The sequence below is a fragment of the Desulfomicrobium baculatum DSM 4028 genome (assembly GCF_000023225.1).
Taxonomy (GTDB): Bacteria; Desulfobacterota; Desulfovibrionia; order Desulfovibrionales; family Desulfomicrobiaceae; genus Desulfomicrobium; species Desulfomicrobium baculatum.
Genome location: NC_013173.1, coordinates 2,808,482 through 2,822,259 on the forward strand (window position 1 = coordinate 2,808,482; position 13,778 = coordinate 2,822,259).

Below are 13,778 nucleotides of genomic sequence, written 5' to 3' on the forward strand. Positions count from 1 at the left end.
CCGGGGCGGGTTTTTTTCATCATCACATTCCAGGAGGATTCCATGGACAAGCTCCTCAAGGGCGTGCGCTCGGTACTGTACGGGTTTTCCGTCGTCGCCATGTCGATCATGCTCCTGATCATCTTTGCCCAGGTCGTGACCCGCTACATGTTCGGATATACCCCTGAATGGTCCGAGGAGCTGGCCCGTTTCCTCTTTGTCTGGGTCGTTTTCCTGGGCTCGGCGCTGATCATGGGCGAAAGCGGGCATCTGGCCGTGCAGTTTCTGCCCAATAAATTCAAGGGCACGACTTTCGGCAGGATTCTGGACGTCGTCATCAACCTTTGCGGATATGTATTCATCATCCTGCTCTTGACCCAGGGCTGGAAAATGACCTCCATCATGACCTTTCAACGCGCCCCGGGTCTCGATATCCCCATGAGCTGGGTCTATGTCATCATCCCCGTCAGCTGCGTGCTCATGCTCCTGTACCTGCTCAGGGAGACCCTGCGCATCGTCAAAGACATTTCCGACTCTCGCGCCAGGCAGGAGGGTTAGCCATGGAATACGTTCTTCTCTTTGTCTTTCTGGGCCTGACCGCCCTTGGCGTACCCGTGGCCTTTGCACTGTGTCTGGCAGCGGCCACCGTCCTGCACTTTTTCATGAACATGCCGCTCGTCATGGTTTCCCAGATGATGTACTCCGGCATCGACTCATTCTCCTTCATGGCCGTGCCCTTCTTCATGCTCGCCGGATCGTTCATGTCCGCAGGCGGAGTGACCGGCAGGCTGGTCAATTTTTCCCAGGCCCTGGTCGGCTCCTTCACCGGCGGACTGGCCCAGGCCGTAGCCGTGTCGGGCATGTTCTTCGCCGCCATCTCCGGCTCATCCGCAGCCACCACGGCGGCCCTGGGTTCGACCATGGTCAACGAGATGGAGAAAAAGGGCTACACCCGTGAATGGGCCACCGGCATCGTGGCCGCAGGCGGCACCGTGGGCATCGTCATCCCGCCGTCCATCACCCTGGTCGTGTACGGCGTCATCGCCGACACCTCCATCGGCGACCTGTTCGTAGGCGGATTCTTGCCGGGCATCCTCATGGGGCTGTCCATGATGCTGGTCAGTTGGTGGCTGGCCAAAAGGCGTGGGCTCAAGCCCGAGGGCACATTTTCCACCTCGGCGCTGTGGACATCCTTCAAGGACTCCTTTTTCGCCCTCATGACCCCAGTCATCATCATCGGCGGCATCTACGGCGGCATCTTCACCCCGACCGAAGCCGCAGCCGTGGCCGCCGTATACGGAATTCTCGTCGGCCTCTTCATCTACAAGGAACTCAAGTTCAAGGACTTCCCCAAGATCATCTTCCAGGCCGTCATCGGCACGACCATCATCATGTTCCTGGTCGGCGCGGCCAACGTCTTCGGCTGGCTCTTGACCAACCTGCAGATTCCCCACCACGTCGGAGCCTTCGTAGCCAGCCTGACCTCATCGCCGGTCCTCTTCCTGCTGGCCATGAACGTGCTGCTGCTGTTCATCGGAACCATGGTCAACGCCTCGGCCGCCGTGGTCATCCTGACCCCCATCTTCCTGCCGGTGGCCAAGAGCCTGGGCATCGATCCGCTCTTCTTCGGCGTGCTCATGGTCTGCAACCTGGCCATCGGCTGCATCACCCCGCCGGTGGGCCTCGACCTTTTCGTGGCCAGCGCCATCACCAAGGTCCCGCTGGAAAAGGTCATGAAGGCCTCGCTGCCATACCTCTACGCTTTGTTGGCAAGTCTGATCATCCTGACCCTGTTTCCGATCATCATCACCATCCTGCCCAGCCTGCTACGCTAGGAAAAACGAGACACAAAAAAAACAAGGGGCGATCCATACCGGACCGCCCCTTGTTTTTTTAGCGTTCAGCGCAGGATCACTGCATGACTTCAGCCTTTTCAATGATGACAGACTCGACCGGGACATCCCCGTGCATGCCTTTGGAGCCCGTGTTCACGGCCTCGATCAGGTCCACCACCCGCTTGCCCGCGACGACCCTGCCGAAGACCGCGTACCCGAAATCACGGGTGCCGTGATTCAGGAAGGCGTTGTCCGCCGTGTTGATGAAAAACTGGGACGTGGCGGAATCAACCTCGCCCGTGCGGGCCATGGCGACAGTGTACTTGTCGTTTTTGAGCCCGTTGTCGGCCTCGTTCTTGATGGGCGCGTGGCCGCGTTTCTGGTGCATGGATGTATCCATGCCGCCGCCCTGAATCATGAAGCCCTTGATGACGCGGTGAAAAACCGTCCCGTCATAAAAGCCCTCGTTCACATAAGTCAGAAAATTCTGCGCCGAGACAGGAGCCTTGGCCTCATCGAGTTCGATGACGATGATGCCCTTGCTGGTGGTCAGGGAGACTTTGGTCCCTTCCGCAAAGGCCGGGGACGAAAACAGACAAACCAGAATCAAAGCGAAAATAAACGTACGCATACTGTACCTTCCTTTAAAAAATGACGGCTTCAAACCACCAAATCTCCGTCTTGGATTTGCGCCAGGTGCCTTTGGGCAGTCCCGCCTTGACGCAGGTCTGATCCAGAAACGTTTCGCGGTCCCAGCCCCACTCCGTGGCCACCTGCGGCAGCAGCAGACCGGAATGCATGGATTTGCGGATATAAAGCCCGTGGCGGCCGACCTCGATCAACTCCGGGTCAGGGCAGGGGGTCAGCGGCCCCATGACCGAGACTTCGATCTCAAGGTCGTCAAGCTCCCCGGCCGTGAGCGGAGGGAAGCGCGGGTCTTCGAAAGCCGCCGCTCCGGCCATGCGCTCGATGGTATCGGCCAGCGGGCCGCTGCCGACGATATTGCCGATGCAGCCGCGCAGACGCCCGCCCCGCTTCAAGGTCACGAACGCGCCCAGTTCTGCGCTCAAGGTCGTGGACTTGAGAACGGGTCTGGCCTCAGAAGTCTGACCGAGATGCTGCCGGATGACCCAGATCACGAGGTCCTTGCAGAAACGCTTTTCCTCGTCTGTCAAAACCAGCTCGAATGTGTTCATACGTTGCCTCCCTCAAGAATCAAAAGGCCTTTCCAAAGGCGGATTGGCCCACAGCGTGCCCATGGTTCTGGACGCGCCGCGGACCACGACCTGCCGTCCGACGACCTGCACCCGGTCCTGTGCGATCCATTGCAGGGCCTGGGGATAGATGCGGTGCTCCATCTCAAGGATACGCGCGCCGAGCGTGGCCTCATCGTCGTCCGCATAGGCGGGCACGGCGGCCTGGATGATGATCGGGCCGTGGTCCATCTCTTCATCCACGAAATGCACGGTGCACCCGGCCAGCCGCACCCCGTGCCCGGCCTGCTGCTCCTGGGCGCGCAGACCCGGACAGGCCGGGAGCAAGGCCGGATGGATATTGATCACGCGCCCGGCAAAGGGCGTCAAAAACACAGGCGTCAGGATGCGCATGAACCCGGCCAGGGCCACGAACCGGGCCTCAGCCTCCCGCAGCAGCCGGACCAGTTCGCGGTCGAAACTCTCCCGCTCGGGAAACTCGTCATGACGCACGCAGGCTGTGGCGATGCCCGCCTTCCGCGCGCGCTCAAGTCCCTGCGCGTCGGGTTTGTTGGCGATGACGATGCGGATGTCCGCGTCGAGGCTGCCGTCGCCCACCCTGTCGATGATGGCCTGCAGGTTGGACCCGGAACCGGAAACGAGAACGCCAAGCGCGATGGTCATAACCTTATCCTTTCACCAAGGCTTCGACCAGGGCCGGGATGGTATAGTCCTCGGGCATGATGTCCGGGGTGAAGCCGTAGTCGCTCAAGGTCCTGGCGGTCACGGGGCCGATGCAGCAGATCTTGAGCCCGTTGCCGACAAAGGGGCGCAGGCTGTCCGCCGGGACCAGTGCAAAGAAGTTCTCCACCGTGGAGGAACTGGAGAAGGTCAGGTAATGGAGCCTGCCCTTTTCGAGAAGTTCGATGATCTCGGCTCCGTCCTCCTGGGTCAGCACGGTTTCATAGACCGGCAATACGTCCACCTGCGCCGCGACCTTGGCCAGCTCTTCGGGCAGCACCTCGCGGGCGACCTTGGCACGGGGGATGAGGACCTTCTTGCCGGCCACGCCGCGCTCAAGGAGACCTTCCACCACGGACTCGGCCACGTATTTGGGCGGGATGAAATCGGGGCGGATGCCGCGCTCAAGCAGCGCCTCGGCCGTGGCCGGTCCGATGGCCGCGATCTGCATGCCGCCAAAAGCCCGGGCGTCCTTGCCCACAAGTTCGAGCTGGTTCCAGAAATGCCGCACGCCGTTGACGGAGGTGAAAATAGCCCAGTCGTAGCCTGCGAGCCTGTCGATGGCCTCGCGAACCGGCGCGTAGTCTTCCAGGGGCACGATGGTGATGGTCGGGAATTCATAGCAGGCCGCGCCGAGGCCCTCCAGGGTCTCTTTCAAACCGCTGGCCTGCTCGCGGGCGCGGGTCACGACCACGCCCTTGCCGTGCAGGGGCAGCTTCTCGAACCAGTTCAGGGTGTCGCGCAACTGCACCACTTCGCCCACGACCAGCATGGATGGCGATTTCACGCCTTCACGCTCGGCCATGGCCGCGATCTCGCCGACCGTCGACACCCAGGACTGATGCTTGGCCGTCGTGCCCCAGCGCACCAGGGCGGCGGGCATGTCCGCACGCATCCCGTTCTCGATCAATTTGGCCGAGATGTAGGGCAGGTTTTTCACGCCCATGTAAAAGCACAGGGTGCTGGCCGCGTTGGCCAGGGCCGCCCAGTTGTGGGCGGAATCGGGCTTGGTCGGATCCTCGTGGCCGGTGATGAGCGACACGGAAGAGGCGTACTTGCGATGGGTCAGCGGAATGCCTGCATACGCCGCGCCCGCCACGGCCGAGGTCACGCCGGGCACGACCTCGAAATCAAGGCCGGCTTCCAGGAGTTCTTCGGCCTCTTCAGCGCCGCGCCCGAAGATGTACGGGTCTCCGCCCTTCAGGCGAGCCACGTTCTTGCCGGACTTCACCTTGGCCACGATCAGGTCGTTGATCTGATCCTGAGGCAGGGTATGGTCCCCGCCCTTCTTGCCCACATAGATGATCTCCGCATCCGGACGGCACAGGGACAGAAAGCTCTTGTTCGCCAGATAATCATAAATGATCACCTCGCACTCCTGCAGCAGGCGCTGGCCCTTGACCGTGATGAGACCCGGGTCGCCGGGACCCGCGCCGATGAGATATGCTTTGGCCATGATTTTTCCTTTCGTTAAATACCGCAAACAGCGATTATGCTACTTGATGAAATCCTGCACCTTGGCCCGCAGCTGCTCCAAGGTGGCCTTTTTCTCTGCGAAATCCGCCGCCTTGGCCTTTTCCTTGGCCACCACGTCCTCGGGGGCTTTGCTTACAAAACTCTCGTTGCCGAGTTTCTTGGTCACGAAGTCGAGTTCTTTCGAGATCTTGCCCAGTTCCTTGTCGAGGCGGGCCAATTCGGCCACAAAATCCACCACCCCTTCGAGCGGCACGTAGAGCTCGCAGCCACGGACCACCGCCGAGGCGCATCCCTTGGGCGCTTCGATGTCGGCGCCCACGGTCAGCGTCCCGACCCGGGCCAGCGCCGCTATTTCCGTTTCATGGGCCATCAGGAAGGCCTGATCGTCACTCCCGGCCCGCATCAGCACCGCAAGCGGGACACCCGGAGCCACGCCCAGTTCGGAGCGGATGTTGCGCACGGCCACGATGACGCCCTGCAGAAACTCCATGTCCCTGACGGCACCCTCGTTCTCGCATTCGGGGCGGACCTTGGGGAAAGGCCGCAGGGCCAGGCTCTCGACGTCGAGGGTCGGGATGCAGGACCAGATCTCCTGCGTCACGAAGGGAATGACCGGATGGGCGATGATCATGATCTCGGACAGCACGTGCTTGAGGCAGGATCGTGCCGCCGCCTTGGCCGCCTCGTCCTCGCCGTAGAGCTCGGGCTTGATCAGTTCGAGGTACCAGTCACAGAACTCGCGCCAGACGAATCCGTACAGGCCTTGGGCGGCCTCGTTGAAGCGGTAGCCCTCGATCTGGGCGGAGTGCTCTTTCTTGAGCGTCTCCAGACGGTGCAGGATCCAGGTGTGGTGCAGTCCGGACAGCGCCTTGGGATCGAATTCCGGCTCCGTCCCATCGACATGCATGAGGGCGAAGCGAGCCGCGTTCCAGATCTTGTTGATGAAATGGCGATAGCCCTCGATGCGCGCCTCGGAGAGCTTGATGTCCCGGCCCATGGCCGCGAACGAGGTCAGGGTGAAGCGCAGGGAGTCGCAGCCGTACTTGTCGATCATGGCCAGGGGGTCGATGACGTTGCCCGTGGACTTGGACATCTTCTTGCCGTGCTCGTCACGGACCAGGGCGTGGATATAGACGTCCTTGAAGGGCACGTTGTCCATGAACTGCAGGCCCATCATCATCATGCGGGCCACCCAGAAGAAGAGGATGTCAAAACCCGTGACCAGAAGGGAAGTCGGGTAGAAAGCCTTGAGCTCATTGGTCTGCTCCGGCCAGCCCATGGTCGAGAACGGCCACAGGGCGGAGGAGAACCAGGTGTCGAGCACGTCCTCGTCCTGCAGGAGGCGGGTGCTGCCGCAGGCGCAGGCGGTCGGGTCCTCACGGGCCACGATCAGCTCGCCACAGTCCTGGCAGGTCCAGACCGGAATGCGGTGCCCCCACCACAGCTGGCGCGAGATGCACCAGTCGCGGATGTTGTCGAGCCAGTTGAAATAGGTCTTGTTCCACTGCGCAGGCCAGATGGTCGTGCGGCCGTCCTCCACCGCCGCCCTGGCCTTTTCGGCCAGCGGCTTGACGGACACGAACCACTGCTCGGACACGAAGGGCTCGATATTGGTCTTGCAGCGGTAGCACTGGTTGACCTTGTTCTCGTAAGGTTCCTCGGCCGTGAGAGACCCGCAGGCACGCAGGTCCAGGGCGATGAGCGCGCGGCAGTCGGCGGCGCTCATGCCGCGATACGCCTCAGGCGCATTGTCGTTCATGCAGCCCTTGTCGTCGATGACGCTGATGGCTTCGAGCCCGTATTTGCGGCCCATCTCCCAGTCGTTCATGTCGTGGGCCGGGGTGATCTTGAGGCAGCCGGTGCCGAACTCGCGGTCCACATAGGCGTCGGCGATGATCGGGATGCGGCGACCCACCAGCGGCAGGATGACGTGCTTGCCGATCATGGACTGGTAGCGCTCGTCCTCGGGATGCACGGCCACGGCCGTGTCGCCGAGCATGGTCTCGGGCCGCACCGTGGCCACGGTCACGGAGCCGGAGCCGTCTTCGAGAGGATAGCTCAGATGATAAAGGGTGGACTTGGCCGGGGCGTATTCGACCTCGTCATCGGCCAGGGCCGTATGGCAGCGGGTGCACCAGTTGATGATGTACTTGCCGCGGTAGACAAGGCCCTGCTCGTAGAGAGAGACGAAAACCTCGCGCACGGCTTTGGACAAGCCCTCATCCATGGTGAAGCGCTCCCGGCTCCAGTCCACGCTCGCGCCCATGCGACGGATCTGGTTCAGGATGCGTCCGCCGTAGTCTTCCTTCCATTCCCAGACGCGGCTTATGAATTCCTCGCGGCCCAGGTCCTCGCGCTTCGTGCCTTCGGCCAGGAGCTTCCTTTCCACCACGTTCTGGGTGGCGATGCCCGCATGGTCCGTGCCCGGCACCCAGAGCACGGTCTTGCCCCGCTGGCGCATGTACCGGCACATGATGTCCTGCAGAGTGAGGTTCAAGGCATGCCCCATGTGCAGAGCCCCCGTGACGTTGGGCGGCGGGATGACGATGGAGTAGTTGTCCGTGGGCGTCGACGCGGCCTTGAACGCGTCGGGGGTGAAGCTCTGGTGCGTCTTCCAGTACTCAAGCCACCGTTCTTCCACGTCGGCTGGTTCGTATCCCTTGGAAAGCGTCTCGTTGGCCATATGATGAACTCCGGATAATGAGCTGGTTGCGGCAAAAAAGCGCCGGAATGCCCGGCGCTGCAGAAACAAAAATGAGTACTGGGGCAGACCCCAAAAATCAAGCCCGACTTGCCCGCCACCGAGCTTCCTGCTAGGCCGACGAACATGCATCGACACCACCCGCCTCTGGTCCTGCTGTGGGACGAATCGCACCTGTGGGGCCTGCTCCTCCACCGCGCGCTGCATGCCCTGCACGCCCCCGTGACCCTGCTCAAAGCCGAACAGGTCCGCGCCGGGGCCTTGCGCGGCCTTGGACCTTCGACGCTGCTCGTTCCGGGAGGCTGGGCCAAGCTCAAGTCCCTGGCCCTGGGCGAAGACGGCCGCGAGGCCATCCGCGAGCATGTGCGCGGCGGCGGCACCTACCTCGGTTTTTGCGGAGGCGCTGGTCTGGCGCTTGGCTCGGAACGCGGCGCGCCGTTTCTGGATCTGTGCTCCTGGTCGCGCAAGGCGGCAAAGAAACGCCTCCCCAATTTCAGCGGGCATCTGCGGTGCACCCTGAGCGAGGGCGGCGCAGAGTACGAGGCGGCCCTGCCGGTCTGGTGGCCCTCGCAGTTCGAACCCGGTGACGACAATCTCGAAGTGCTGGCCCGCTACGAGACCCCGGGGCCTGATTTCTGGTCCGCCGATTTGGATTGGTCCGGCATCGCGGCCTCGGAAGTCGGGCAGTGGGAAGAACTGTACGGCATCAACCTTAATCCGGAACGGCTGCGCCACGAACCCTGCATCGTCAGGGGCGGATATGGCAGGGGTTCCTTCGTGCTCAGCTACGCCCATCTGGAAACACCGGCCTCGCCCCAGGCCAACGCCCTGCTCTGGCGCCTGCTCGGCATCGAACCGCAGGCCGCGGTGCAGGCCTGGGACCTGTGCAAGGAAGAGCCGCTGTGGGATGATGAAGCGCTGCGCGGCATGCACGCTGGCCTGGCCGATCTTGTGGCGTTCGGGCAGAGCCATTTCCTGCTCTGCTGGCGCACGCCCTGGCTTCTGGGCTGGCGGCGCGGAGTGCCCGGCTCGCCCCTCAACTTCCTCCTGGCCATGGCCTGGCAGGCCAGACATAATCCGGCGACGGCCCCGGCCAAAGAATACTGGGCCGCTCACAGCGCACAATGCGGGGAATTGTGCCGGGATTTTTGCGCGCAGACCCGCAGCTACCTGTTGCAGGAGCGCCGCATCCTGGCCACCTCGCCGTCTTCGCCGGAAGCCAGCGCCTCGCCCGGACTGCAGCGCCGCAAGCAGGAGCTTTTCGGAAAATTTCCCGGATACGGGGGGCTGTACGGAGAGATCCTGCGCACCCTGGACGAACTTTTATGGCTGCAGTTCAGCGCTCAAGGCCAATGGCCAGGCGGACTTTAAGTTCTGCGAAACGATCGGTTTGCGGAAGCAGGGCGAAGAGGCGGTCCAGATAGCCGCGCCCGGCAAAAATGCGCCGGCTTGCGCCATGCACCAGCTTCGGGCCCCATGAGGCGAGCAGCAACTTGAAATCATTTATATAGCGAAGATCGCCATACGCCGGGCTCTCGCCGCCGGCCACGACGTCGGCAATGTCCTCGGTCCACGCCTGCGGCTCGTCCATGAGCCCCAGGGTGACCACGGAGTCGCGCGGTCCTGGCGCACTGAGCTTGGACAGGACCACGGGCACGATATCGAGCTTGTCCGCATCGCGCACGACGATGCACAGCGATCTGCTCAGCGGCTCAAGGTCAGCGGGAATTTCACGTTTGTTGTGCAAGCGCACCGCCATGATGATACACTCGCGCACCTGCGGCTCGAAGGCCGCCAGGAAATCCCCGCCGCGCAGAAAATCCGCCCCTTCCTCACCGTGATCGACGGACTCGTCGTCGCGGTAGGTGCCGAACCTCTCAAACTGCGAAAACCTGCCGATATCATGCACAAGCGCCGCAGCCAGATACGGCGCGGCCGGGGCAATGCTTTCCCTGGCCACGATCTTCGCGGCCAGGGCATGCACGCGCAGGGAATGGTCGCGCTTGAGGACGATATGCTCCCGCCGGTCCCCCAGACGCTGGGCATACTCGCCGGCCATCTCGACAAAACGGGCGCGCATCCCCCGCAACACGGGCTGATCCATTAAAGTCCCTGATAAAACTTGTACAGATCTTCATCGATAAGCAGTCTGAAGCCTTTCTCCGTCTCTTCGAAACGGATCACCTTGGCCGGATCCAGGGCCACATCAAGCGCGTATTCCGCCAGACGGTTCGCCTCTTTCTGCGCTACGTCATCAAGCTCGGCAAATTTTCCCATCTCTATCCATTCGGTCATGATTTTCTCCTAAGGCTTTCTATTTTCGCCAGAATTCAGGCACGAACAACACCAAAACCGTATAAATCTCAAGGCGTCCAAGCAGCATGCAAAAACTCAGCACCCATTTGCCCAAGGTCGGGATCGCCGCATAATTGTCCACCGGTCCGACCTCGCCAAGTCCGGGACCGATATTGCCGATGCAGGCCACCACCGCCGCGAACGCCGTCAGCACATCCACTCCCATGGCCGTCAGCGCCAGCCCAGAGAGAACAAAAAGAACGATGAAGAGAATAAAAAAGCCCCAGATGCTTGTCAGCACCTCTTCCTTGACCAGCTTGGGACCGAATTTGAGCGGCAGCACGGCGCGCGGGTGCACAAGCCGGAACAATTCGCGGTAGGCGTGCTTGAAAAGCAGCATGATCCGCATGCACTTGATTCCGCCGGCCGTGGACCCGGCGCAGCCGCCGATGAACATGCACAGCAGCAACACCCCCTGCGGCAGGGGCAGCCAGAGCTCATAGTCCGCGGTGGCGTAGCCCGTGGTGGTGAGGATGGAGGCCACCTGAAACGATCCGAAGCGCAGGGCGTCGGGCCAGGAGGAATAGCTTGAACTCTGGATGGAAAAAGTCACGACGGCGGTCAGCAGGAGGGTCAGAATCGCAAAAAAACGGAATTCCGGATCTCGCCAGACGGCCAGGGGCCTGCCGCGAAAAAGCTGGAAATGCAGGGCGAAGTTGACTCCGGCCACCAGCATGAAAAACGTGATAACGCCGTCGATATATGCGGAATCGTAGGCCGCGATGGAGGCGTTGCGCGTCGAGAAACCGCCCGTGGCCATGGTCCCGAAGGCATGGCAGATGCTCTCGAAGAGGTCCATGCCGCCAAACATGAGCAGCAGCACCTGGGCCACCGTGAAAAGCACGTAAACCTTCCACAGGCTCATGGCCGTGTCCTTGATGCGGGGCTGCAGCTTGTCGGCCACCGGGCCAGGCACCTCGGCCTTGTAGAGCTGCATGCCGCCCACGCCCAGAAAGGGCAGGATGGCGATGGTCAGGACGATGATGCCCATGCCGCCCAGCCAGTGCGTCAGGCTGCGCCAGAAGAGGAGCCCCTTGGGCAGGGCCTCGATATTGGTCAGGATGGACGCGCCCGTGGTGGTGAATCCGGACACGGACTCGAAAAATGCGTCCGTAAAGGTGGGAAATCCGCCCAGGGCAAAAGGCAGGGCTCCAAAAAAAGCGCACGCGGCCCATCCCAGGGAGACGATGACCATTCCCTCCCGGTGGTTGATGACCATCGGTTTGGGGCGCTGAAAGGAAAACATGAGAAACACGCCGGCCAGCACCGTCACGCACAGGGACAAAAAAAGCGGCGCGACAGACGTGTCGCCATAGTACCAGCCGCAGACCAGGGGCAAAAACATGCACAAGCCCACGCACAGCAGAATGAGGCCGGTCACGTGCAAGGCTATGGTCCAGCGCATCAGCCCTGCTCCTGTCCCTGGGACAGCATCCGCTCCACTCCGGGAATGGACTCGGTCAGGCTGAGGATGAAGAGCCGGTCGCCTCGCTGGATCACGTCAAGACCCGTGGGGATGAGCACCGTGTCGGCGCGCATGATGCACAGGACAAGCACGCCCTTGGGAAAAGCGAGGTCTTTCAAGGCCTTGCCCACAAGATTGGACTCGGGACCGACCAGCGCCTCCAGGGCCTCGGCCCCGTCCTTGATGGCCACGGCCGAGAGCACACCGCCCCTTCGCACATGCTTGAATATGCTGTTCACCGCCGAAAGCCGGGGGCTGACAATGTGTTCAAGACCGATGGCCCGCACCAGCGGCATATACTCGATTTTGTTCAGGCGGGTGATGGCCATGGGCGTGCCCAGCTTCTTGGCGAGCAGGGAGGCGAGAATATTGCTCTCCTCGTTGCCTGTCATGGTCACAACCACATCCATGGCGCCAATATTCTCTTCGAGCAGCGCCTCCTGATCCGTACCGTCCCCGACCAGAACCACGGTCCGGTCCAACTCTCCGGCCAGCACCGCGCAACGCTCGGGGTCCTTGTCCATGAGCTTGACGTGAACGGGCTTTTTTTCCAGGGCGCGGGCCAGACGCAGACCGATATTGCCGCCTCCGATGATCAGCACGCTGCTTTTCTTGCCGGACCGGTTGCCCAGAAAGGAAAACACCGACTGCAGCTGCCTGTCCTCACAGACAAAATAGACCAGATCCCCGTCCAGGATCACGTCGGAACCCGTGGGCACGATGACATTGTCGTCGCGAACGATGGCCGCGACGATCAGATCCATGTCTCCGGCCTTGCGTCGCAAATCCATGAGGCTTGTCCCGGCCATCGGATTTCCCGGAGTAATCCAGGTCCCGACTATCTTGATCCGGCCGTCCGCAAGATCGCAGATGTCAACGGCCCCGGGGGCGCGCAGCATATGCTCGATGGTCCGCACCACCTCGACCTCCGGATTGATGATAATCCCGATGCCGATGCCTTTGGCCAGTTGCTGACCATAGGCCGTGTACTCGTCGTTGCGGATTCGGGCCAGTTTGGTCAGCCCCGGCGCAAGCATGTTGGCGAAAGTACAGGCCATGAGATTGATCTCGTCGCTGTCGGTCACGGCCAGCAGCATGTCGGCCTTGGTGATGCCCGCCTCGCCCAGCACCTTCGGGCTGCAGCCCGAGCCTTCCAGCACCTGCACGTCCATGTGTTCGAGAATGCGTTGCAGCACCGCGGGATTGCGGTCGATGACCACGACATCCTTGTTTTCGGATGCCAATCGCTTGGCGATATGAAATCCGACCTCTCCCGCTCCGACAATAATGGCTTTCAAGCAAATCGCTCCGGTTTTAGTGAGCTAGCGGCCCGTTTCCGCAGGCCATGGGGAACACTCCCGCGCCGGTGCATAACCGGCCGCGAAGGCTTCCTGCAAGGAAGAAAAATTTACCCGGTTGGCGGCACCGACCTTGCGCCCCTGCACGCAGGACAAGGTGTGGAAACGTTTGGTGCTTTTGGTGCCCATATACCCCGTCTTCGCCCCGCGAGAGCGCAGCAGGGCCGGCCAAAAACCCTGTCCCTGGTCCATGGCCGTGGTCTGGGCCGCACGCAATCGACGCGTCAAGTCCCTGTCCTTGTCGGACGCGTGAGGATAAACGAAAGCCGCCCCTCCTTCAATCATCAGCAGGTTGACCATTCGTCCGTCCGCGAGCCGCGCGACTCCGACCAACCGTCCGTAGCGGTCCGTGCCGAGTTCCTCTGTGTCGAGCACGAGAATCCGGCCAGAAACCAGGGCGGAAAGCCTGCTTCGGGACTCCCCGCTGTAATACTGCCCGGATTTGTCCCGGCGCGAAACCTCGGGTGCGTCGATACCGCGCAGCCGCAGACGCTGCCCACCGTCAAGAATCAGGGTATCGCCGTCCAGAACTTTCCCGACCCCGACGCGCCACGTCTCGGCCAGGGCTCCCTGCGCAAAAGCAAGCAGCAGCACGGCGCCAAGAATTACCCGAACCGGCACCCCAAAAAAGAAGGCAACCCCGGGGGTTGCCTTAGGATTTGCAGTCTTGCCCGG

General features: G+C 61.9%; 13 protein-coding genes. 3 read left to right on the top strand and 10 right to left on the bottom strand.

The features are described from left to right. The first annotated feature begins 42 nt into the window (after positions 1-42). Entirely contained in the window at positions 43-537 is a 495-nt protein-coding gene (locus DBAC_RS12240) for a TRAP transporter small permease (RefSeq protein ID WP_015774612.1), read from the top strand. A gap of 2 nt (positions 538-539) precedes the next feature. After that, positions 540-1,814, top strand: coding sequence for a TRAP transporter large permease (locus DBAC_RS12245; RefSeq protein WP_015774613.1), 1,275 nt, complete (start codon positions 540-542; stop codon positions 1,812-1,814). 76 nt (positions 1,815-1,890) lie between these two features. On the opposite strand, the gene DBAC_RS12250 is transcribed toward DBAC_RS12245, so the two are convergent. From DBAC_RS12250 to DBAC_RS12270, 5 genes are read right to left on the bottom strand one after another with little or no spacing between them, the layout of a single operon-like run. Then, complete coding sequence (locus DBAC_RS12250; RefSeq protein ID WP_015774614.1) at positions 1,891-2,445, bottom strand: peptidylprolyl isomerase A; 555 nt, start codon at positions 2,443-2,445, stop codon at positions 1,891-1,893. Between the two features lie 13 nt (positions 2,446-2,458). Beyond that, positions 2,459-3,010, bottom strand: coding sequence for an AmmeMemoRadiSam system protein A (gene amrA, locus DBAC_RS12255; RefSeq protein WP_015774615.1), 552 nt, complete (start codon positions 3,008-3,010; stop codon positions 2,459-2,461). 12 nt (positions 3,011-3,022) lie between these two features. Then, positions 3,023-3,691, bottom strand: a complete 669-nt coding sequence (gene purN / locus DBAC_RS12260) for a phosphoribosylglycinamide formyltransferase (protein ID WP_015774616.1) — start codon at positions 3,689-3,691, stop codon at positions 3,023-3,025. Between the two features lie 4 nt (positions 3,692-3,695). After that, positions 3,696-5,204: a uroporphyrinogen-III C-methyltransferase gene (gene cobA, locus DBAC_RS12265; protein ID WP_015774617.1), complete on the bottom strand. Its 1,509-nt coding sequence runs from the start codon at positions 5,202-5,204 to the stop codon at positions 3,696-3,698. 39 nt (positions 5,205-5,243) lie between these two features. Continuing rightward, positions 5,244-7,907 (bottom strand): valine--tRNA ligase, encoded by a 2,664-nt coding sequence (locus tag DBAC_RS12270; RefSeq protein ID WP_015774618.1) that lies wholly within the window; start codon positions 7,905-7,907, stop codon positions 5,244-5,246. Positions 7,908-8,051: 144 nt separating this feature from the next. Here DBAC_RS12270 and DBAC_RS12275 point away from each other — a divergent pair, with 144 nt between their 5' ends. Next, on the top strand, positions 8,052-9,296 hold the full coding sequence (locus DBAC_RS12275) for a hypothetical protein (RefSeq protein ID WP_015774619.1): 1,245 nt from the start codon (positions 8,052-8,054) through the stop codon (positions 9,294-9,296). Here DBAC_RS12275 and DBAC_RS12280 read toward each other — a convergent pair. Genes DBAC_RS12280 through DBAC_RS12300 form a run of 5 tightly spaced genes read right to left on the bottom strand, consistent with a single transcriptional unit; the run spans position 9,262 to position 13,724 of the window. Further along, positions 9,262-10,029, bottom strand: a complete 768-nt coding sequence (locus DBAC_RS12280; RefSeq protein WP_015774620.1) for an HD domain-containing protein — start codon at positions 10,027-10,029, stop codon at positions 9,262-9,264. The genes DBAC_RS12275 and DBAC_RS12280 overlap by 35 nt on opposite strands. After that, a complete protein-coding gene (locus DBAC_RS12285) occupies positions 10,029-10,220 on the bottom strand; it encodes a hypothetical protein (protein ID WP_015774621.1) in 192 nt (63 codons plus the stop codon). Before DBAC_RS12285 ends, DBAC_RS12280 begins: the two co-directional genes overlap by 1 nt. A gap of 19 nt (positions 10,221-10,239) precedes the next feature. Then, positions 10,240-11,685 (bottom strand): TrkH family potassium uptake protein, encoded by a 1,446-nt coding sequence (locus DBAC_RS12290; RefSeq protein ID WP_015774622.1) that lies wholly within the window; start codon positions 11,683-11,685, stop codon positions 10,240-10,242. Continuing rightward, on the bottom strand, positions 11,685-13,043 hold the full coding sequence (gene trkA, locus DBAC_RS12295) for a Trk system potassium transporter TrkA (protein ID WP_015774623.1): 1,359 nt from the start codon (positions 13,041-13,043) through the stop codon (positions 11,685-11,687). Before trkA ends, DBAC_RS12290 begins: the two co-directional genes overlap by 1 nt. 24 nt (positions 13,044-13,067) lie before the next feature. Next, on the bottom strand, positions 13,068-13,724 hold the full coding sequence (locus DBAC_RS12300; RefSeq protein ID WP_050762092.1) for a thermonuclease family protein: 657 nt from the start codon (positions 13,722-13,724) through the stop codon (positions 13,068-13,070). Between the last annotated feature and the right edge of the window lie 54 nt (positions 13,725-13,778).